At 50.0% G+C, this 21,083-nt stretch carries 23 protein-coding genes and 2 pseudogenes; 21 read left to right on the plus strand and 4 right to left on the minus strand.

All coding sequences use genetic code 11. From position 1 onward, the window contains the following. Positions 1–1,116 (plus strand): Gfo/Idh/MocA family protein, encoded by a 1,116-nt coding sequence (locus AC0IWZ_RS09155; protein WP_471677526.1) that lies wholly within the window; start codon positions 1–3, stop codon positions 1,114–1,116. Between the two features lie 56 nt (positions 1,117–1,172). Here AC0IWZ_RS09155 and AC0IWZ_RS09160 read toward each other — a convergent pair whose 3' ends face one another. Genes AC0IWZ_RS09160 through AC0IWZ_RS09170 form a run of 3 tightly spaced genes read right to left on the minus strand, consistent with a single transcriptional unit; the run spans position 1,173 to position 2,589 of the window. Beyond that, positions 1,173–1,556 carry a hypothetical protein gene (locus tag AC0IWZ_RS09160; protein WP_471677525.1) on the minus strand — a complete coding sequence of 128 codons (384 nt, stop codon included), beginning with the start codon at positions 1,554–1,556 and terminating at the stop codon, positions 1,173–1,175. 59 nt (positions 1,557–1,615) lie between these two features. Beyond that, positions 1,616–1,975 (minus strand): hypothetical protein, encoded by a 360-nt coding sequence (locus tag AC0IWZ_RS09165; RefSeq protein ID WP_471677524.1) that lies wholly within the window; start codon positions 1,973–1,975, stop codon positions 1,616–1,618. A gap of 44 nt (positions 1,976–2,019) precedes the next feature. Continuing rightward, complete coding sequence (locus tag AC0IWZ_RS09170) at positions 2,020–2,589, minus strand: hypothetical protein (protein ID WP_471677523.1); 570 nt, start codon at positions 2,587–2,589, stop codon at positions 2,020–2,022. Positions 2,590–2,812: 223 nt separating this feature from the next. Between AC0IWZ_RS09170 and AC0IWZ_RS09175 the strand changes: the two genes are divergently transcribed. The 10 genes and pseudogenes from AC0IWZ_RS09175 to AC0IWZ_RS09220 all read left to right on the plus strand — a co-directional run bounded on the left by AC0IWZ_RS09175 (position 2,813) and on the right by AC0IWZ_RS09220 (position 11,215). Next, a complete protein-coding gene (locus AC0IWZ_RS09175; RefSeq protein WP_471677522.1) occupies positions 2,813–4,078 on the plus strand; it encodes an ABC transporter substrate-binding protein in 1,266 nt (421 codons plus the stop codon). Then, the gene (locus AC0IWZ_RS09180) at positions 4,079–4,996 is read left to right on the plus strand and encodes a carbohydrate ABC transporter permease (protein WP_471677521.1); all 918 of its coding nucleotides are present in this window, start codon (positions 4,079–4,081) and stop codon (positions 4,994–4,996) included. Continuing rightward, positions 4,996–5,841 carry a carbohydrate ABC transporter permease gene (locus AC0IWZ_RS09185; RefSeq protein ID WP_471677520.1) on the plus strand — a complete coding sequence of 282 codons (846 nt, stop codon included), beginning with the start codon at positions 4,996–4,998 and terminating at the stop codon, positions 5,839–5,841. The genes AC0IWZ_RS09180 and AC0IWZ_RS09185 overlap by 1 nt, the downstream gene beginning before the upstream one ends. A gap of 2 nt (positions 5,842–5,843) precedes the next feature. Further along, on the plus strand, positions 5,844–6,962 hold the full coding sequence (locus AC0IWZ_RS09190; protein WP_471677519.1) for an ABC transporter ATP-binding protein: 1,119 nt from the start codon (positions 5,844–5,846) through the stop codon (positions 6,960–6,962). 79 nt (positions 6,963–7,041) lie between these two features. After that, positions 7,042–7,332 carry an alpha-amylase family glycosyl hydrolase gene (locus tag AC0IWZ_RS09195; protein ID WP_471677518.1) on the plus strand — a complete coding sequence of 97 codons (291 nt, stop codon included), beginning with the start codon at positions 7,042–7,044 and terminating at the stop codon, positions 7,330–7,332. Further along, a complete protein-coding gene (locus tag AC0IWZ_RS09200; protein WP_471680494.1) occupies positions 7,247–8,656 on the plus strand; it encodes an alpha-amylase family glycosyl hydrolase in 1,410 nt (469 codons plus the stop codon). Before AC0IWZ_RS09195 ends, AC0IWZ_RS09200 begins: the two co-directional genes overlap by 86 nt. 3 nt (positions 8,657–8,659) lie before the next feature. Next, positions 8,660–8,860 (plus strand): annotated as a pseudogene (locus AC0IWZ_RS09205) (alpha-amylase family glycosyl hydrolase); the annotation flags it as partial. Between the two features lie 164 nt (positions 8,861–9,024). Next, positions 9,025–10,260, plus strand: coding sequence for a tyrosine-type recombinase/integrase (locus AC0IWZ_RS09210; RefSeq protein ID WP_471677516.1), 1,236 nt, complete (start codon positions 9,025–9,027; stop codon positions 10,258–10,260). A gap of 1 nt (position 10,261) precedes the next feature. Beyond that, the gene (locus AC0IWZ_RS09215; RefSeq protein ID WP_471677515.1) at positions 10,262–10,492 is read left to right on the plus strand and encodes a helix-turn-helix transcriptional regulator; all 231 of its coding nucleotides are present in this window, start codon (positions 10,262–10,264) and stop codon (positions 10,490–10,492) included. Positions 10,493–10,603: 111 nt separating this feature from the next. Continuing rightward, positions 10,604–11,215, plus strand: coding sequence for a hypothetical protein (locus AC0IWZ_RS09220; RefSeq protein WP_471677514.1), 612 nt, complete (start codon positions 10,604–10,606; stop codon positions 11,213–11,215). A gap of 103 nt (positions 11,216–11,318) precedes the next feature. On the opposite strand, the gene AC0IWZ_RS09225 is transcribed toward AC0IWZ_RS09220, so the two are convergent. After that, positions 11,319–11,507: a toxin-antitoxin system HicB family antitoxin gene (locus tag AC0IWZ_RS09225; RefSeq protein ID WP_471677513.1), complete on the minus strand. Its 189-nt coding sequence runs from the start codon at positions 11,505–11,507 to the stop codon at positions 11,319–11,321. Positions 11,508–11,643: 136 nt separating this feature from the next. Between AC0IWZ_RS09225 and AC0IWZ_RS09230 the strand changes: the two genes are divergently transcribed. The 10 genes and pseudogenes from AC0IWZ_RS09230 (at position 11,644) to AC0IWZ_RS09275 (ending at position 21,080) form a co-directional block, all read left to right on the plus strand. Then, a complete protein-coding gene (locus tag AC0IWZ_RS09230; RefSeq protein WP_471677512.1) occupies positions 11,644–11,928 on the plus strand; it encodes a host cell division inhibitor Icd-like protein in 285 nt (94 codons plus the stop codon). Next, positions 11,921–12,103, plus strand: a complete 183-nt coding sequence (locus AC0IWZ_RS09235; protein ID WP_471677511.1) for a hypothetical protein — start codon at positions 11,921–11,923, stop codon at positions 12,101–12,103. Before AC0IWZ_RS09230 ends, AC0IWZ_RS09235 begins: the two co-directional genes overlap by 8 nt. 3 nt (positions 12,104–12,106) lie before the next feature. Further along, entirely contained in the window at positions 12,107–12,406 is a 300-nt protein-coding gene (locus AC0IWZ_RS09240; RefSeq protein ID WP_471677510.1) for a DUF4222 domain-containing protein, read from the plus strand. After that, positions 12,403–14,523, plus strand: coding sequence for a DUF927 domain-containing protein (locus tag AC0IWZ_RS09245; protein WP_471677509.1), 2,121 nt, complete (start codon positions 12,403–12,405; stop codon positions 14,521–14,523). Before AC0IWZ_RS09240 ends, AC0IWZ_RS09245 begins: the two co-directional genes overlap by 4 nt. Positions 14,524–14,984: 461 nt before the next feature. After that, on the plus strand, positions 14,985–15,197 hold the full coding sequence (locus AC0IWZ_RS09250) for a hypothetical protein (RefSeq protein ID WP_471677508.1): 213 nt from the start codon (positions 14,985–14,987) through the stop codon (positions 15,195–15,197). Positions 15,198–15,209: 12 nt separating this feature from the next. Then, positions 15,210–17,039, plus strand: coding sequence for a ClpP-like prohead protease/major capsid protein fusion protein (locus AC0IWZ_RS09255; protein ID WP_471677507.1), 1,830 nt, complete (start codon positions 15,210–15,212; stop codon positions 17,037–17,039). A 213-nt stretch (positions 17,040–17,252) separates the two neighbouring features. Beyond that, positions 17,253–17,741, plus strand: a complete 489-nt coding sequence (locus AC0IWZ_RS09260; RefSeq protein WP_471677506.1) for a DUF1441 family protein — start codon at positions 17,253–17,255, stop codon at positions 17,739–17,741. Positions 17,742–17,812: 71 nt separating this feature from the next. Further along, positions 17,813–18,499 (plus strand): hypothetical protein, encoded by a 687-nt coding sequence (locus tag AC0IWZ_RS09265; RefSeq protein ID WP_471677505.1) that lies wholly within the window; start codon positions 17,813–17,815, stop codon positions 18,497–18,499. A 143-nt stretch (positions 18,500–18,642) separates the two neighbouring features. Then, positions 18,643–20,103 (plus strand): annotated as a pseudogene (locus AC0IWZ_RS09270) (glycoside hydrolase family 13 protein); the annotation flags it as partial. 176 nt (positions 20,104–20,279) lie between these two features. After that, complete coding sequence (locus AC0IWZ_RS09275; protein ID WP_471677504.1) at positions 20,280–21,080, plus strand: YdcF family protein; 801 nt, start codon at positions 20,280–20,282, stop codon at positions 21,078–21,080. Positions 21,081–21,083 lie beyond the last annotated feature (3 nt).

Raw genomic sequence — 21,083 nt, forward strand, 5'->3', positions numbered from 1 at the left:
ATGAAACGACTTCGTTTAGGTATGGTCGGCGGCGGTGAAGGTTCATTTATCGGCGGTGTGCACCGTATTGCAGCTCGTCTTGATGACCAGTTCGAACTGGTCGCTGGGGCGTTTTCGTCCTCACCGGAAGTGGCAAAGCGCAGCGGTGAAGCGCTATTTATCGCAGCCGACCGCTGTTATGCCAGCTGGCAGGAGATGGCTGAACGTGAGGCATCGCGGCCGGACGGCATTGAAGTTGTCTCGATTGTCACCCCCAACCATTTGCACGTTCCGATAGCCAAAGTATTTCTGCAACATGGCATTCATGTTATCTGCGACAAACCGCTCGGGGTGACGCTTGCCGAGGCTCAGGAGCTGGCGCAGGTTATCGACGCATCCGGCCTGCAATTTATTCTGACCCATAACTACAGCGCACTACCGATGGTGCGCGAAGCCCGAGCGCGCATCGCCAACAGTGAAATCGGTGATATTCGTGCCATAGAAGTAGAATATTTGCAGGACTGGCTCAACGACAGGCTGGAGTTGACCGACAACAAACAGGCGAGCTGGCGCGGAAATCCGGCCATGGCGGGGGCCGGTGCGATTGGGGACATCGGCACTCACGCCTGGCAACTGGCAGCGTTTGTCAGCGGCATGGAGCCAGAAACCTTGCGTGGAGAACTGCTGACGCGCATTCTGGGCCGCGTGCTGGACGACGAAGTGTACGCCGAAATGCGTTACGCCAATGGTGCACGTGGGCGTTTGTGGGCAAGCCAGGTAGCGCCCGGTTTTGAAAACGATCTGCGTCTGCGCATCGTGGGCAGCAGGGCGACTATCAGTTTTCGCCAGCAACAGCCAGAAATCCTGGAAATTCATCCGCATCACGGAAACAGTTACGTTGTCACGCGAAACGGTGTTAACAACCATGATTCCGTACGGCACCAGTGCCGCACACCCGCCGGGCACCCGGAAGGTTATCTGGAAGGTTTCGCGCAAATCTACCGTGAAGCTGCGGTTAAAATTCGCGGCGGAGATGCGCCGCTTTTGCCGGGAATAGCAGAAGGGCTTGCGGGCATGAGGTTTATCGAAGCGGTGCGCGATAGCAGTCACCGTGGCGGGGAATGGGTGGAGTGGTAAACAAGTGAAAAGCAGAAAGGGTCTCTCTGAGATCCTTTCTGCTTAGGGGTTAGATTTTATGGCTGAATAACGTTTATTTTGTATTCTTTGCTAAATTCGCTGGCTGGCGCGATCATACTGCCGTACATCCCGCCATCAATTTTTATTTTTAGCTCTCCTGCTTTTGTAGGAGTGCCATAAACTTCAATACAATTACCATTATATAGTGGAGTCTTAGGCAATAAAGATTCCGTTTTGCTCTCGGGTAAATGACAGTTGCGAAGGAAAATTCCAGCATCATTAGGTGTGACTAAACCTGGTTTGTAATCAGGTTCGGATTCGTACCATCCGTCAATAACTCTTCCCCCCAGGATGTTGATCTTTAAAAGATAAGGAACGCCAACGACGGCTGCTTTTAGTTCGTCCCCCTCTGGAATATATTCAGCCTTCGGGCTTAACATGCTGCATGCTGAAACACAGAAAAGCCCACCTAATATAAGACTACGTAATATCCACATGTTTATTTGATTGGTTTAAAAACCAGCCCTCCGAAAAATCGATTAATGAAAAAAGAGAGATCTTTGCCAGGTTTTATCTGATCTTGCATCTGACCCCATGAAAATAAATTTAGATGTACCGCCCTGTCTATTCCCTGAACAGCCGGGCCACCCCAGACAATCCAGTGAGTAGGATATGTCGCCCGTTCGGAAGAACTCCCTTCTAATAAGCTGTCATTGATGAGTGAAACAACTTTATATCCCTTCTGCACATAGTTATTTAAATCTTGCATGCCTTGAATTCCAGCCTGGGTAGCTCCGACATTACTGAACACTTTTATATATCCCGCTTTCTCAAACCATTCTGTTAGCGTTTGCCACATAGTGATCCCGGCAAGGGGGAATCCAGAGTGTCAAATTGCAGACATTAGAAAAAGGCAGCAGGCCCACACAAGCTCCCGACATTCTGATTGGGATATGTAATATGGTTAAATCTATTCTTTATCTGTTCTTCAATTATACTTTTCTCAAATGGATCTTGTGGGCCTCCAACAGGATATTGTTCAGAAATAAATGGCCTGTCTTGCTTCGAAATATTAACCGAAACAATATTTCCACCTTCACTTTCCAGCTTTGATGTTCCTGAGGCGACAAAATAACAAGGGTTTTCTCGCTTAACAGACGACCAGGCTTTACCGGATGCAAGCTCTTCTAATGTGTACATCCGGGTAAAAGGCGAAGCAGTAACACAGTGTGTATGCAACATCGTTTTACGGTAAAGCGTGACTTCCATAATATAAATAGTGGTCAGTGATTCGCTGATATTATCCGTCGAGTGTTTCAGCGTTTCATAATTTGCCTGAATAGGTTGTTGCTTCACGTCAATAAGCAGGAATCTCTTTCTTTCTGAGTCCATCCGGTAAATACATAAATCATACAGAATGGAGTCTGATGGAGCATTCGAGTGAATGCGGGTACTCAGACGATAAACAGTCATAATTAATCCATTAATTAAAATAAGGTTATTGAGTCGAATGTATCCTACGCATAGCGCGTCCTGAGCAAAAGTGAAATAAAAAATAGCGTTACGTGCACCACGTCGAGAATTTGTACAAAGATTAGCCAGCTAAGTTGCCGTCTGGTTCGATTGTTAACTAGCTTTTTTATTGGTGCGTTTAAAACGCACTCCCTCCGGTTTGGTCTGAACAAAAGAGGAAACAATGAAAAAGCTGACGTTAAGTCTTATTACCTTTGCGCTTGCGGGCGTTTCTAACGCTGCGTTTGCCGATACCCTGCGCATGGAATGCCCGATCTCGCCTGGCGGTAAGGAATACTGCAAATACGTCAAAGACCGTTTTGAAAAACAGACCAGCAACAAGCTGGAGTTTATCGAATTCCCAGCGGCGTCTGACGAAAAGCTGGCTCTGCTCCAGCAACTGTTTGCCGCCAAAGATGAAAAGGCGGTGGACTTGTTCCAGTCGGACACCATCTGGGGGGGGTTACTTGATAAACAGACTCTCGATTTAACCGACGCCGTCGGCGATATGAAAGGCGATTTCTTCCCCGGCCCGTGGGCGAATGACACGGTGAACGGCAAAGTCAAAGCGGTGCCTGCGTATCTGGATACTGGCGTGCTCTATTACCGCAAAGACTTGCTGGAAAAATACAACGAGCAGCCGCCGAAAACCTGGGAGGATCTGACGCGTATCGCCACCAAAATTCAGGAAGAAGAGCGTAAAGCGGGGCACAAAAACTTCTGGGGGATGATCTTCCAGGGCAAATCGTATGAAGGGCTGACTTGTAACGCGCTGGAGTGGATTGATTCCTATGGCGGCGGCACCTTTATCGATGAAAAAGGGAACGTGACCGTAAATAATCCAAAGGCGGCGGCTGCGCTGGATATGGTCGCAGGCTGGATGGGTAAAATCACGCCGAAAGGGGCGTTAGGTTACAAAGAAGAAGAGTCGCGCGCGGTATTCCAGAATGGCGACGCGCTGTTTATGCGCAACTGGCCATACGCGTATCTGCTCTCACAGGGTGCTGATAGCCCGCTCAAAGGCAAAGTCGGCGTAGCACCACTTCCGGCCGGGCCGGATGGTAAATCAGCCAACGCCCTGGGTGGTTGGCAGTGGTCGGTTAACGCCAATACCAAAAACAAAGATGCAGCGATTGCGCTGCTGAAAATCCTCACCGATGCTGATTCGCAGAAAATGCAGCTGAAATATCTCGGCTTCGCACCGACGCGTTCGGCCCTGTATGAAGACAAAGCGGTTCTGGAAACCGCACCACATCTGACGATGTTTAAGGATATCTTCGCCAATGCGGTTCCTCGCCCGGCAACGGCTACCAAAAGTCAGTATCCGCGCGTTTCAAACGCCATCTTTAACGTGACCTTTAAAGTGCTCAACGGCAGTAGCGACGGTAAAACTGCGGTCGCCGATCTGCAAAAACGCCTTGAGCGCGTGAAGGGTAAGGACTGGCATTAATTGGCGCATACAGGCTATCAACAACGGCGTCGCCGTATCGCGTGGATACTGGTGGCGCCAGCGCTGTTACTTCTGGCACTGGCGGCGGGATGGCCGCTGGTGCGAACCTTCTTTTTCAGCTTCACCAACGCGATGCTCGACAACCCGTCTGAGTACCAGATGGTGGGGCTGGCAAACTATTACGCCACACATGACGGCGACAGCAGTGGGGTGCTGGTTGACCCGCTGTGGTGGCAGGCTGTCGGCAACACGCTGTGGTTTACCGTGGTGTCGGTTGGCATCGAGCTGTTTCTTGGCATGTTGCTGGCGCTGTTAATGAACCAGAAATTTCGTGGACAGGGCTTAGTCCGCACCGCGATTCTGGTGCCGTGGGCGATTCCGACCATTGTGAGCGCCAAAATGTGGGGCTGGATGTTCCACGATCAGTACGGCGTGGTGAACGATTTGCTGGCGAAGATTTTTGGTTATCAGGCACATCTGGCGTGGATTGCCGAGCCGTCGCTGTCGATGTGGGCGGTGGTGATTGCCGATGTCTGGAAAACCACACCGTTTATGGCGCTGATGTTGCTGGCAGCGCTGCAACTGATTCCCAACGATCTTTACGAGGCGGCGCGCGTGGATGGTGCCAGCCCGTGGCAGCGGTTTGAACGTATTACGCTACCGCTGATTATGCCAGCGATGGTTGTGGCGCTGATTTTCCGCGTGATGGACGCGATGCGCATTTTCGATCTTATCTTCGTGCTGACCTCCAATAGCGAGGCCACGATGTCGGTGTCCGGTTACGCCCGTGAACAAATTATTTCCTATCAGGATATGGGCATGGGTTCGGCGGCATCGGTGCTGGTATTTATGATGGTGGCAGGCATTGCCGCCTGCTTTATCCGCGTCTCACGTTTAAACGAGAAGGAGAAGCGGTGATGAAAATAACCCGTCGGCAGCGCAATTTTGCCCACAAACTGGTGATTTATGCCGGGGCGACTTTTGCGGTGCTGTTTTGCGTGTTCCCGTTTTACTACGCGATTATCACCTCACTTCGCACCGGGCAGGAGCTGTTTTTACCCGCCTATTTACCCAGCGGCTGGCACTGGCAAAACTACGTCACCGCACTGGTGGATAACGGCATCGCCCGCAGCCTGCTTAACTCGGTGCTGGTGGCGACGATAACCGTTGGCATCTGCCTGCTGGTGTCGATTACCGCCTCTTTTGCACTGGCACGCGTGCCGTTCCGTGGCCGTAAATTCCTGCTGTTCACCATTTTGTGTGTCTCGATGTTCCCGCAAGTGGCGGTGTTGACCGGCATGTTTGAGTTGGTGCGTTTTCTCGGACTTTATGACTCGCTCGGTGCGCTGGTGCTCTCTTACACCACGTTTTCGCTGCCGTTCACCGTTTGGGTGCTCACCACGTTTATGAAGTCGATTCCCGTTGAACTGGAAGAGGCGGCAATTGTTGATGGCGCTAAAACCTGGACCATTATCCGCCGGGTGTTTGCCCCGATTCTCGCCCCCGCACTGGTCACCACTGGGCTGCTGGCGTTTATCGGCGCGTGGAATGAGTTCATGTTCGCGCTGACATTTATTATTTCTGGCGATAAACGCACGGTGCCTGTCGCCATCAGTATGTTCAGCGGCGCGTCAACCTTTGAGCTGCCGTGGGGCAGCATTATGGCGGCGTCAGTGGTGGTGACGCTGCCGATTATTGTGCTGGTGCTTATCTTCCAGAAACGCATTGTCAGCGGGCTTACCAGTGGAGCGATTAAGGGATAACCATGGCGCAACTCGTACTCAATAAAATTCAAAAACGCTACGGCGCGGCATCAGAGGTGATTAAACCGCTCGATCTGGAAATCAACAGCGGCGAATTTGTGGTGGTGGTGGGGCCGTCCGGCTGCGGGAAATCAACGCTGCTACGCATGGTGGCGGGTCTTGAAGAGATAAGCGGCGGCGAGATGCGTATCGACGGGGTTTGCGTCAACGACGATTCTCCGTCAGAGCGCGGCATCGGCATGGTGTTCCAGTCCTACGCGCTCTATCCGCATATGACGGTGTACCAGAATATGGCATTTGCGCTGGAAATGGCGAAACTGCCCGTCAAAACCATCGACGAAAAAGTGCGGGAAAGCGCGCGTATTTTGCAGCTCGAGCATTTGCTCGACCGGCGACCTAAAGATCTCTCCGGCGGCCAGCGCCAGCGTGTGGCTATCGGGCGGGCGATTGTGCGCGAGCCGAGCCTGTTTTTGTTCGATGAACCGCTTTCAAACCTTGATGCCTCGCTGCGCGTGCAGATGCGTATGGAAATCGCCGCCCTGCACAAACGGATTAATGCCACGATTTTGTATGTCACCCACGATCAGGTCGAAGCGATGACGCTTGCCGACCGCATCGTGGTGCTTAATCAAGGGCAAATCGAGCAGGTTGGGACGCCGCTTGAGTTGTACGACCGCCCGGCCAACGTGTTTGTCGCCCAGTTTATCGGCTCGCCAAAAATGAACCTGATCCCCGGCGTTTTGGTGAGCGGCAACGCCCAGCGCACGGATGTAATGCTGGAAAACCGCCAGCTTATTTCGCTGCCGATGAACGGGGCTGGTGTACCTGAAGGGCAAGCTGTGCGCCTCGGTATTCGCCCCGAACATGTTCAGATAACCGAACTGGCGCAGGCAGACATTGAAGCGGAAGTGTTGTTTGTTGAGCAAATGGGCAACGAAACTTTGCTCTACGTAAATAGCGGTTACGGTAGCGAACCGCTGGTGATGCGCCATACTTTCAGGCTTGAGATAAAAGCTGACCGACGCATCGGCCTGCGGCTGCCGCCTGAGAATTGCTACTTGTTTAACAGTGACGGGCGGGCGTTTGTGCGAATTTCACCCTCATCCCAGCCTTCTCCGTGAGGGAGAAGGAGAAAACATAAGATCCCCTCTCCTGGGGAGAGGGTTAGGGTGAGGGCGCTCGACAAAAAAGGAGAAATCAGTGGAAAAAAAATGGTGGCACAATGCGGTGGTGTACCAAATCTATCCGCGCAGTTTTATGGACAGCAACGGTGATGGTATCGGCGACATCAATGGCATCATCAGTAAACTCGACTACCTGCAACAGCTTGGCATCAACCTGATTTGGCTCTCGCCAGTGTACCGCTCGCCGATGGATGACAACGGCTGCCGCCGAATTTGGCACCATGGCGCAGATGGAAACCCTGATTGCGCAGGCGAAACAGCGCGATATTCATATCCTGATGGATTTAGTCGTCAACCACACCTCTGATGAACACCCCTGGTTTATCGAAGCGCTGAAATCGAAAGATAACCCGTACCGTGATTTTTATATCTGGCGCAAACCTGCGGCAGATGGCGGCCCGCCGAACGATTTCCGCTCGTACTTTGGCGGTAGCGGCTGGGCGTTTGACGAGGCCAGCGGCGAATATTATCTGCACCAGTTTTCTGTGCGTCAGCCGGATCTCAACTGGGACAACCCGCGCGTTCACGATGAAGTTCACGCCATGATGAACCGCTGGCTGGCGAAAGGTATCGGCGGTTTCCGCATGGACGTTATCGATCTGATTGGTAAAGAAGTGGACGCGCAGATTATGGCGAACGGCAAAAATCTGCACATGCTGATTCGCCAGATGAACCGCGCCACCTTTGGCAAAGGGGACACCGTCACCGTCGGTGAAGCCTGGAGTGCCACGCCTGAAGACGCGCTGCTGTATAGCGGGGCCGAGCGCGAAGAACTCTCCATGGTTTTCCAGTTCGACCACATCAAACAGTTCTGGGATGAGCACGCCGGGAAATGGCGCAGCAAGCCGTTTGAACTGGCAAGTTTCAAAGCGGTGATTGAGAAGTGGCAAACCGCACTGGCGCATCAGGGCTGGAATTCACTGTTCTGGAGCAACCATGATTTACCGCGCGCGGTGTCTAAATTTGGCGACGAAGGGGCGTTTCGTGAACCTTCGGCAAAAATGCTCGCCATCGCGCTGCACTGCCTGAAGGGCACGCCGTATATCTATCAGGGTGAAGAGATTGGCATGACCAACGTGCGGTTCGGGAACATCGACGAATACCGCGACATTGAAAGCCTGAATCTTTATCACGAGCGGCTGGCGCAAGGCGTGAGCCATGAAGAGATGATGCTCGGCATTCATGCTAACGGGCGCGATAACGCCCGCACACCGATGCAGTGGGACGCCAGCCCGAATGCCGGATTTACGTCGGGCACGCCGTGGATTGCGGTGAATCCGAATTACCGCGAGATCAACGTGGCCGCAGCCCTTGCGGAACCGGATTCAATTCTTTGGCATTACCAGAAAATGGTGGCGCTGCGTAAACAGTACCCGGTTTTGGTTTACGGCGATTTCCAGCCTGTTTTGCGTGAGCATCCGCAGGTGTTTGCCTGGCTGAGGACACTTGATGGCGAGCGATTGCTGGTGGTCAACAACTTTACCGCCGAGCACCTGACGCTCGACATTCCGCCTGAAATGCAGAACTGGCACGGTGAATGTTTGATCAGCAACTACGCACCGCGCGACCAGCTGGCGGTGAGTCTCGAGCTGCAACCTTATGAATCTTTTGCTTTATTAATCGGGAGGTAAACGATGGCGAGCTGGTGGAAAGAGGCGGTGGCCTACCAGATTTATCCGCGCAGTTTTAAGGACAGCAACGGCGATGGCATTGGTGACCTGAACGGAATCACCGAAAAACTCGATTACCTCAAAGACCTCGGAATCGATCTAATTTGGATCTGCCCGATGTACAAATCGCCGAATGACGATAACGGCTACGACATCAGCGATTATTATGCACCTTTGACATTCAATTACTCCCGTTTCTATTCAGGGCTTACCACAAACAATTGATAATAAATGAAATAACCTTTCATTGGCATTCGTGGTGATTCCTGGGTTTTCGGGTGTTACGAGTAACTGTGTATTGCAATGTGTATTGCAAATGGAGGGGTACGATGGGGGCAGAGAACAAACTTAGCGACAAAGCGTTACGTGCTTTGATGGGGAAGGTGCAACCGGCGCAAAAGCACATTGCGGACGGCAAAGGGCTATCTGCAAGGATCAGTAAAAAGGGCGGAATTAGCTTCGTTTTCTTTTATCGCTTGGGCGATCGCGACTCTTCGCCACTCTGGCTCACTCTTGGAAGATACCCCGATATGAGCCTTAAGCTGGCTAGAGAAAAGCGTGACCAATGCCGGGCATGGTTAGCTGAAAAGCGCGATCCTCGAATTCAGTTAAAACTTTGTGCAAAAAAAACACTGAAGCCAGTAACGGTTCAGGAAACACTAGACTACTGGTATGAAAACTACGCTTCAGTTAAGCGCGTGAAGCATCAGGATGCGATCTACAGGTTCAGATTACATATTTACCCGCATATTGGTGATTTTCCTCTGGAACAATGCGGCTTATCTGACTGGATGGCGTGTTTTGACAGGATCAAAAAGAACGCACCAGTAATGGCTGCATATGTTTTTGCGGATGTCAGACAGGCACTAAAATTTTGCAGGATAAGACAATTTGCAGTGTCAAATGTACTAAATGATTTACGTATGACCGATGTTGGTGAGTTTGCAAAGCGTAAAGAAAGATTTCTCTCAGAGGATGAGTTAAGAGATGTCTGTAACCATATTTTTAAAGAAAAACTATGGGCGCTTGCTTCTCTTTATAATCGGCGCGTTATGACAATATGTCTGATATTCGGTTGCCGATTGAGTGAGGTAAGGTTATCAAACTGGAGTGAGTGGGATTTTGAAAATTGGGTATGGACGGTTCCTGCTGAACATAGCAAGAATAAAAAAGAAATTATCAGACCTATCCCTCAAGGCATAAAACAGTGGCTGGTGAATCTTCATGCTGAAACTAAATATCGTGATTACATGCTAGGTTCATATCGTGACCAGAAACAAATAAGTACGGATGTAGGTAAGATCTGGAAGAGGTTAGGGCATAAATCATCATGGACTCTACATGATTTCAGAAGAACGATTTCTACATATTTAAATGATTTTGGCTGTGACTTTTTTGCCGTAGAAAGTTTGCTTGGACACACAATAAGAGGAGTGGCTGGAATTTATAATCGAAGTCAGTATATGAATAAAAAGTCTGAGGCTTTAGAACTGTGGTTTACTTACCTCGATGGATTGATTAATCAAAATTCTAAAGTGAAAGTATTAAAAAGAGAGGTGGCTTAATATGAAACCAATTGCAATTGTTGAAGAAAGTGATTTTGAATTTATGCCTGATGTAGACCAAATCATCCGCGAACCGGTGTGCCGCAAGTTGACTACGTTATCAAATACGACTCGATGGCGACTTGAAAAGGAAGGCAAGTTTCCCAAGCGTCGTAAGTTAGGACGTAACGCTACGGGATACTTGCTGTCAGAGGTGCAGGCATGGGTGCGCGGAGAATGGCTTCCGAGGTAATAGTTATCATCAAATTAGCAATATCAAAATTTAGCAACCCCGCTCATTTGCGGGGGACTTCTGTGTGGGTTAGTATTGGTAGCAAATAAACTAATAAAGGCAAGTTTTGATATGAAATGGTTTTTGGATGCGCTAAGCATACTAGGCGGAGTATCATTCGTTGCTATTGCAGTTGTCAGCTATTTATCTAAATTATATTTGGAAAGATTCAGAAGGAAACAGGATGAGAAAATCAAAGAATTGCAGTCATTTTTCGATAAAACAAACTCAGAAATAAAGGCTAAACTAGAAAAAACAAACTATGTGAGCAAGGTACAATTTGATAAGGAGTTTTCAATATACCACGAGCTATGGTCTTGCATTTTCGAAGTAGCTGATGCTGTCAGTAAGTTACGACCTTTACTCGATCACCATTCAACTGATGAAACCCCCATTGAACGTAAAAATAGAAGATTAAAGACTTTTTATGAAAGATATAACCCATTAGTTGTTGCCATCGAGGCAAATAGACCATTTTATTATGATGAAATTTATGTTTTAGCTTGTAAATATAGAGAGGTTTGTAGGAAAGAGGCTGTTGAATATCAACATTATGAAGAATATCCGTACGAAAAAGAGTATTGGACATCGCACGAAAATAATATGAAAGAAATAAAGAGCGATATGGAACAATGCAGTGAGGCGATCAGGCATAGGATTTATTCATTAACCATAATTGAATGATTTTTGTTATATGAAAGATCAAGGCGGCCATGCTAGGCCGCCAGTGTAATCAAACGAAAATAAATAACGGACACATTACCAGGTTTACTTCTAGTGGTCAAAATCAGCCTTTTGGTTCGATGCCCTGTCGGCGCAATTCCGTTCTGCCTAACTCCTTTAGCCAGTTACTGGTACTGGTGTTCTCAGCTTGTGCTAGCTCATCAAATTGCTTGCGTAATTCAGCAGGAATGCGGATTGGTAGCATTGGTGACTTGCCGCCACCCTTAGGTTGTTTATCTCGAGATATTGACATGTATATGCCTATAGGTTTATGGTTAATTCAAATAGGCATATACACTAACATGTGTGAGTCTATAAAAACAACGCCCCGTAGTGCTAGGAACACATACAGGGCGTCTGACCACAAACCGTTAATCGGAGTAACAGTTATGGCTGAATCACAGTTTACCCAAACTCGACCTAAATTTACATGGCTCTTCTTGGGAACTCCCAAAGGCCAGACCTGCACACCCATTGTGCTACGCACCAATGCAGCGACAGAAGAAGATGCCCGCACCAGCTTCTGCGGCTGGGATTTGACGTTCGCCGCCAAAATCCGTACTGAAAGCCCACTCATTACCACCTGGACTGATTCAGATTCTGCGACACTCTGGAGCCTTATAGGTTGCAATATTTCTGCCTCTTCTGAAATGGCGGGGTGTTTCCATGATTAATTCAGCGTTACCCGTTGATCATGAAATCCGTGTGCTGACGACAATCAAGAACGGCATTGTTACCAGCGGAGAGGTATTACCGGAAAAGATGCTTATTGCCACTCTGGATGAATTTATGGAAGCGGCAATTAAGGCTGGAACATTTCGCACTCTAACCGTCCGCGCTAAGGGATAAACCATGAAAAAGAAATTAAACAGCTTAACTGCTGGTGGACTCGCTCAGCCTGAACTTCGTCCGGGTGATATTTATAAAGACCGTTACGGCGAGCGGGTCACGGTTAAAAATGTTTCCCATAACCGTATTTTCTTTATTCGTAAGGGCTATTCAAGTGAGTGCGTTTTCCCGGCTGCACGTTTTGAGAGTGAATTTACCTTTGTGAAAAAACAGAAAATTTACGAATGGTGCACTGAAAACAATCCGCTGGAAAAAACAAAAAAACTACGTGAGTTGATTCAGGCAGGGAGAATTAAAAAGTGAAAAATGCACCCAATGTCAAAAAACTCCCTACTGATGCGTTTGCCGAGGCCATTATTTTTGCGGGTGCTGATGCCTGGCTACACGCCAAAGACTGGCAGGAAAATAACAAGGCGGGAGATAACGTCCCGCCAATTACCCTGGGTGCAAGGGAGCTAGGGCAACTGGAAAACCTGCGTATTGTTGATGATGGTCGTCGCTATGTTCGTGTTTATCGTGCTGGAGTACTGAGTGAGCCGCAAATTACCGCCATAGCTACCATGTTGGCACTGGCCGAGGTTCAGGAAGCCCGTTTTTATTCTGAAAGTCTCGAACTGGTGGAAGACTGGACGCCGCGACTGGCTGACCTGAAAGCCGAAGCAGAGCGGGGGGAAAGCGTTGTTATCAGTCTGCCAGTGAAGAAACGTGGAAATGCTAAGGCATTGCCCGGAGAGGAACTAAAGCCCCGTATTGAAAGCCGTGAAGATGGTGTTTTCTGGGTTACGCCGAAAGTAGACAAAGACAGTGGAGAGATTATTAACCCGGAGGCATGGCTTTGTTCAGCGATCGAGATCATCGGCACGGGTACGGATGGATCAGAACGTTTCCTGATACTGCGCTGGAAAGAGCCGGGTACGGGTCGTGAAGTCACACGCGCTATTCCTGCGGCTGATATAGGCGAGCGTGACGGCTGGCGTACGCTGAAAGCGGGCGGAGTAAATGTGACGACAAAATCCACTTTGCGCGCCACGCTGGCTGACTGGCTGCAACGTAATGGCTCCGGACAGGAATGGCGAATCAGTCATACATCTGGCTGGCACCATGGCGCTTACATCATGCCGGATGGTGAAGTTATCGGGGAGCCACAAACCCCGATACTGTTCAACGGTCGCAGTGCTGCGGCTGGTGGTTATGCGGTGACGGGTACGGCGGAGAGCTGGCGCGGCAGCGTAGCCAGGTTATGTGCAGGTAATCCGTCAATGGTGCTGGGTGTTTCCGCTTCACTTGCGGCGCCACTTATCGGACTGGTGGGTGCTGACGGGTTCGGTGTTCACCTGTATGAGCAGTCGAGCGCCGGTAAGACCACCACGGCCAATATCGCCAGTAGTCTGTGGGGTGAGCCTGATGCATTGCGCCTTACCTGGTACGGTACCGCGCTGGGCATCGCCAACGAAGCGGAAGCGCACAATGACGGCCTGTTGCCACTGGATGAGATCGGTCAGGGTAGTAGCGTTAAAGACGTGGCCACATCAGCCTATACCCTTTTCAACGGCGCCGGAAAACTCCAGGGGGCGAAGGAGGGGGGCAACCGTGAACTGAAACGCTGGCGAACGGTGGCGATCAGTACCGGGGAAATGGACATCGAGACATTTCTTGCTGCTGGTGGGCTAAAAGTGAAAGCGGGCCAGCTTGTACGGTTGCTTAATGTGCCGATGGAGAAATCCACGGTGTTTCATGAGTACCTGACAGGTAAACAGCATGCGGATGCCCTGCGTGATGCCTGGCGTGAAAATCACGGTGCGGCAGGGCGGGAATGGGTTAAATATCTTGCTGGCCATCAGACAGAAGCAATACAGGCGGTACGTGATGCACAGACGCGCTGGCGTGGACTTATCCCCTCTGATTACGGCGATCAGGTTCACCGTGTAGCTGAACGGTTTGCCATTCTTGAGGCTGCTTTGGTGCTGGGTGCAGAGATAACCGGCTGGACAGAACAGGCGAGCCGTGACGCTATTCAGCACGGTTTTAATGCCTGGGTAAAAGAGTTCGGTACCGGGAACAAAGAACACCAGCAGATAATCGAGCAGTGCGAGGCGTTTCTTAATGCGCACGGACTTAGTCGCTTTGCCCCGCTGCCTTATGATCCCGCCAGTATGCCAATACGTGATCTTGCCGGGTATCGTAAGCGTAAAAGCAGTCATGACGATGCGCCGTTAGTGTTCTACACGTTTCCGGCCACATTTGAGAAAGAAATTGCGCAGGGCTTTAATGCAAAACAGTTTGCCCGTGTGCTGGTCGGGGCAGGAATACTCTCAGAGCCATCCAGCGGTCGCGGTTTCCAGCAGAAGTCCCCAAGAATTGATGGGCGGCAAATTAACGTATACATCCTTCAGCACGTGACGGAAGAGGAGGAGAAATAACTACACACGTAAGGATGTTTTGTGTTGGTTCAGTTGGTTCAGTAGTAGGTGTCTTTAATTATGTGGCTGTTATATATAATTTTTATTACCAGAGTGTGAACCAACACTGAACTAACAAAGGGGACTTTTGAACCAACAAACGGGATTTTTTGAACCAACAAAGAGGACTGAACCAACACAAAAACAGCGTTGTTGGTTCAAAACGGGGTCTTGTTGGTTCAGTGTTTTGAAAATAACCTTTATAAAACAACAATTTTTACAAAATGAACCAACTGAACTGACTGAACCAACATAGTTTTGCTTATATACACGCTTTTTTATTTTTCACGTATTGAGCCGGGGAAACCCGGTTTTTTTGTATGCGTATCTCATTAATCTGAATAAGTGGTAAATATTAATTTACTTACCATAAATACAGATCAATACTGTATGTACATCTAGTGTCTATGGAGATTCAGTAAGTGACAAAACAGAAAGCAATGTCGGTGTATATCGATGATGAAATCGCCCTTCAACTTAACCGCCTGCGTGAAGAAGTACGGCAGCGGTTTGAGCGTGAAGGTATTCCGGGTAATGCGCCGTCCATTGGCTGGCTTGCCCGTAACCTTCTGCGTGAAAAGCTGGGACTGACCAACAGCAAGGCAGCAAAAAATGATATGCCGGGTGCGGCTTAAGGCGGGTGACTGATGGAAATTTCACTTTACGAACCGATTGAAGGCCTGACCGCTAAACGCTTCCGTGATTCCCTGCTGGCGGCAAATGGTCCGGTAACGGTGGCCATTAACAGCGGTGGCGGCAATGTAACGGACGGTATAGCGATGTTTAATGCCCTGCGTTCTTATAAAGGGCATACGGTAGCCCGCATTGATGGCATGGCGGCATCTATGGCGACCATCGTAGCGCTGGGGGCTAAACGTGTTGCGATGGCAGATAATGGCTGGTGGATGATCCACAACCCGTGGGGAATTATGGCGGGAGAAGCAGAGGATATGCGACGCCATGCTGATGTAATGGAGCAGATTGGTAAAACCATGATTGCAACTTATGCAGCTAAATCAGGTCTGGCTGATGAAGAAATTAAAGCCATGATGGACGCTGAAACCTGGCTCACGGCAGCAGAAGCGAAGGAGAAAGGTTTTATTGATGAAATTTACCCGGCAGAGGGGCAGACATTCGCCATGGCTCCGGGATGCGCTTCGCTGATTGGTAAGTTTACCCGAACGCCTGAAGCGCTGGTCAACGGGATGAAAGCTGCGACTGTGGATCAGGTGAAAAAACGTGAGCAACAGGCTGAACAGCTTTTTTCTTCGGTCGCCGGGAAAGAATGGGCTGGTGTCATCAAAGCGGAATTTATGGGCGGTTCTATCAATGAAGAACAGGCCCGACAGAAGATATTAAACAAACTGGCTGAGGGGACAACTCCGACAGCGGGAGGTGATTACATAATGTATTCGGGTAATGGCAATTTAGTCGGCGACTCAGTCAAAGCGGCACTGCTGGCGCGCAGTGGGCTGGCAAAACCAGAAAGCGGCAACCGTTATAATGGTTACACGCTGCGCGAACTGGCAAGGGCTTCACTGGTGGATCGTGGGGTAAGCGGCATTCCGGGTAATCCACTGGCAATGGTTGGCATGGCCTTTACCCACAGCACCAGCGATTTTGGTCATGTGCTTGGCGATGTGGCCCACAAATCCATGTTGAAGGGCTGGGACGAATCTGAAGAGACATTCCCTCTCTGGACAAAGAAAGGCAACCTGACCGATTTTAAAACCGGGCATCGCGCCGGGCTGGATGGCTTTGCTTCCCTGCGTGAGGTACGTCCGGGGGCAGAATACAAATACGCCACCACGTCAGATCGCAGTGAACCTATTGCGCTTGCCACTTATGGTGAACTGTTCAGCATTACACGGCAGGCTATTATCAACGATGATATGAGTGTTTTCACCGATATTCCTGGCAAGATGGGTGCTGCAGCCCGTCGCACAATTGGCGATCTGGTGTATGCATTGCTGACCAGTAACCGGGATCTCAGCGACGGTAAACCGTTATTCAGCGCGGCACATGAAAACATTATTGATAATTTACTGGATATCACTGGCCTTGGTGCTGCCCGTAAGACCATGCGACTGCAGAAGAACGCTGCCGGGGCAGTGCTGAATATCCCGCCTAAGTTCCTGCTTGTACCTGTAGATCAGGAAGATCGGGCGTTACAGCTCATTGCCTCCACATCAGTACCCGGTGCTACAAACAGCGGTGTGGCAAACCCTTACAACAAAGCACTGACCGTGCTCACTGAGGCCCGCCTTGATGAGTTTGACAAACTGGCCTGGTACCTGCTGGCGAATCAGGGTGCAGATACAATCGAGGTGGCTTATCTGGATGGTGTGGAAGCCCCGTATCTTGAGCAACAGCAGGGTTTTACGGTTGATGGTGTGACCTACAAAGTAAGGATTGATGCGGGAGTGGCTCCTCTGGACTGGCGCGGACTGGTACGCTCGTCGGGCGTGGCTGGCTAACCGTAATGATTTGGCATGTTGAACCATTTGGCGGCCTTCGGGCTGCCTTTTTTACGGGTCCCTTTTGTGACACTGAACACCGAGGGGGCGAATACACGCGGAAAACGGCTGATTTTTCGCATTTTATGCGTGCAGCAGCAATAGCTTAACTAACTGAAAAGTAATGACTCAGGTTGCTTTTGCTGCAAAAGTGACCGTGCAGCAGAGGTAAGAATGAAACTGAGTAAAACGCAGGTTAATGTTACGCAACTGGCGGAGCTTGTGGGCATGAACCGAAACCTTGTTGCCCGGCGTTTGCGCGATATGGATCTGGCTGGTGGTAATGGTGAAAATCTCAAGTTGTACGAACTGGGGCCAGCGCTTCAGGGACTACTTACGCCATCAATGAAAGAAAAAGGTGAAATGTCGCCGCAGGACCGAAAAGCCTGGTATCAGTCAGAAAATGAAAGGCTGAAATTTGAAGCAGCCTCACGAGAATTGATTCCTGTAGAGGAAGTGGCGCGCGAATATGCCTCACTTGCGAAAGCGGTCGTTATGGTGCTGGAAACGCTGCCAGATATTCTGGAACGTGACTGTGCTCTTACACCAACAGCCGTTACACGTGTTCAGACTATTATTGACGATCTGCGGGATGAAATGGCGAGGAAAATTGAGGAAAGTGACTCAGATGAAGGATGGCCTCTGGATAAAATGAAAAATTAAATTTAGATGACTTGATTTTGGAATGTAAATCCCCATTTGTGATAAGGACTTAACCCCAAAGAGAAAATGAAATGGCCGGACAATTAGACGAAGCAGCAAAGCAGATCTTGGGAACCCTTTTGGCGGATTTTGCCGACCAAGGGTTAACAGCTAAGGATTTAAAAAATGGGTATAAAGGACCTAATATTAAGGCCTTAGCTACCGCGGTATGTAGTGTGGCTGATTTTAATACCGTCGATTTTGATGTTGCGTTTGGCGACCTTGAAAAATCCAAGATGATTAAAACTGGCCCAAGAGCCATGATGGAGAACGATCCAAATAGTCATGTCGTCTTTCTTGGGACATATAGTAAGCGCGAGTACGTTTATCTGACCGAAGCTGGTTATAAAGAGTCTCGTAAAGCCCCAAACCGTCCGCAACACGTTCAGCGCATTGTTAATAATCTAACCATTTCTGGTGGTCATTTCAGCAATACGCAGTTGGGCCAGGGAGAAGTTGTATCTCAGACTCAGAGTATTACAGCCAATACGGAATCTGAGGTTGTTGCAAAGCTGATTTCTATCCTTGAAGAACAGGGACAAGTCGTGAGCAGTGCTCAGCGTTCTGACATTGCAGCAGTTGTGTCAGCAGCGAATGAGGGTGATGGCAAACAGGCCAGATCTTTACTGGAAAAGGTCTGCGGTCCTGTTTGGGAGTCGGTTCAACCCGTAATGTGGCCTATTGTTGGTGAGTTAGTCAAAAAAAGCCTTGGGTTGTAATGCTGTTGCTATCCTTCAGGCCGCATTAGCGGCCTTTTTTATTACTTTCTCTGCGTATTGCAATGTGTATTGCAATTCTCTCCCTCTACAGATCTTGGCTATAAAACATTGCCAAAAATCAGTCAGTTATTTCAATTCGTTTCATTAAAGATTATCAGGAAATCATGGCAGAGTTTGGCACGATGGCGGATTTTGATCGTCTTCTTGAACAAGTTCATGCGCGTGGAATGCAGCTAATTATCGATCTTGTCGTGAATCATACCTCTGATGAACACCCGTGGTTCCTCGAATCCCGTTCCTCGCGCGATAACCCAAAACGTGATTGGTACACCTGGCGCGACGGTAAAAATGGTGCAGAACCCAATAATTGGGAAGGGATTTTTAAAGGCTCAACCTGGGAGTTTGACCCGGTAACAGAGCAATATTTTCTGCATCTGTTTACCCGCCGCCAGCCGGATCTGAACTGGGAAAACCACGATGTTCGCCGCGCCGTGTACGACATGATGCGCTGGTGGCTGGATAAAGGCATCGACGGGTTCCGTATTGACGCCATCGCGCACCTGAAAAAAGAGCCGCTGCTGGCGGATGTGCCGAACCCGGATAAATTGCGTTACGCGCCGTCGATGAAAAGCCACCTGAACTACGATGGGCTGCTCGATTACGTCGATGACATGAGCCGTAACGTCTTGCAGCACTACGATATTGTCACCGTTGGTGAGATGAACGGTCTGTTTGCCGATCACGCCGAAGAATGGGTAGGGGAACATCGTAACCGGCTGAGTATGGTGTTCCAGTTTGAACACGTGCGGCTGTGGGAACCGGAAGCCGGTTTGCGCCCGGAACCGGGGGTATTAAAGAAAATTTTCACCGCCTGGCAAGAAGCGCTGGAAGGAAAAGGCTGGAACGCGCTGTATGTGGAAAACCACGACCTGACGCGCATTACTTCGCGCTGGGGCGACACTGAACACCACTGGCGAGAAAGTGCGACCTGCATTGCCGCGCTCTATTTTCTGATGCAGGGCACGCCGTTTATCTATCAGGGGCAGGAAATCGGCATGACCAATACCCGATTCAACAGCCTGAGTGATTTCGATGACGTGTCAGCAAAAAACATGTGGCGTGAAATGGAAGAACAGGGCAAAAGCGAAGAAGAGATTATTGCGTTTCTCACCAATACCGGGCGCGACAATTCCCGCACGCCAATGCAATGGAACGCCTGGCCGAACGCTGGGTTCAGCGATGGCGAGCCGTGGTTTAAGGTGAATGCCAACTTTGAAATGATTAACGTCGCCAGCCAGCAGCAAGACCCGGACTCAGTGCTCAACTTCTACCGGGCGTTAATTCAGCTACGCAAAAAGGAGCGAGCGCTGATTTACGGACGTTATGAGCTGGAACTGGCAGACAACCCGCAAATTTACGCGTACCGGCGCGTGCTCGACGGTGCGGAGTTCGTGGTGCTGTGCAATATGTCCTCGAAATCGGCGCGCTGGACGAGCGGTGAGTTGCCGCTCGAATGGGCCGAATGCGTGTTGGGGAATTATCCGCAGGTTGATGAACTCTATCGGCTGCACCCGTGGGAAGCACGAATTTATAAGTTGGCATAAAAGGCCTGTCGGATGACGCTGCGCTTATCCAACCTACGAAAAACGGTTTTGTAGGGTGGATAAGCGCAAGCGTCATCCACCGTTTGCGCCAGGCGACTCGAAGTCTCAGAGCAACCTTATGTAGTAACGGCATGGCCTGCGTTATGATGTGCGCTGGTTTTTAACAAGGAGGGGTTATGTTGACGACAACATTTCCAGCTTTGCAGCCGACGACCATCAATGCCATTAATACCCTTGGCGAGTGGCTTTCTCACAATGAGTTTGCCGCGCCACCTGCGGTTTGCGATGGTGAATTGATTATCCTCGCGGGTAATGCCGTTATCCCTACCATTGATGCAGCTTGCGAGCTTGCCGCCAATAGTGAATTGCCGCTGCTGATTACCGGCGGAATTGGCCATTCGACCACTTTTTTATATGCCGCGATCGCTCAGCACCCGCGCTACAACACCATTCCCACCACTGGCCGCGCAGAAGCCGCAATTATTAAAGACATTGCGACCGGGTTCTGGAAAGTCCCGGCAGAAAAAGTGCTGACTGAAGAGAAGTCCACTAACTGCGGTGAGAACGCGCGCTTCACTTATGATTTGATGCAAACGCGGGAAATAACGCCCGCTCGCGCGATACTCATTCAGGACCCCACCATGCAGCGCCGTACCGTCGCGACCTTTGAACGCGTCTGGCAACGTGATGCGCATCAGCCGCAATGGCGCAGTTGGCCGGGTTTTGTGCCTCGGTTAGTCAGTGACCAAACCCATACCGCGTTTAGCCTGCATGAAAAGGGCTTATGGCCAGTTGAACGGTATATTTCGTTGGCGCTGGGGGAAATCCCGCGAATCAGAGATGATGCGCAGGGCTACGGGCCGAAAGGGCGTGACTTTATTAGCCATGTTGATATTCCGCTTGCGGTGATGAGTGCCTGGGAAATTCTGGCTAATGACGCCGCGCTGGCGCAATTAATGCACGAGCGCGGCTTGTAAATG

The organism is Buttiauxella sp. AC142, assembly GCF_979253435.1.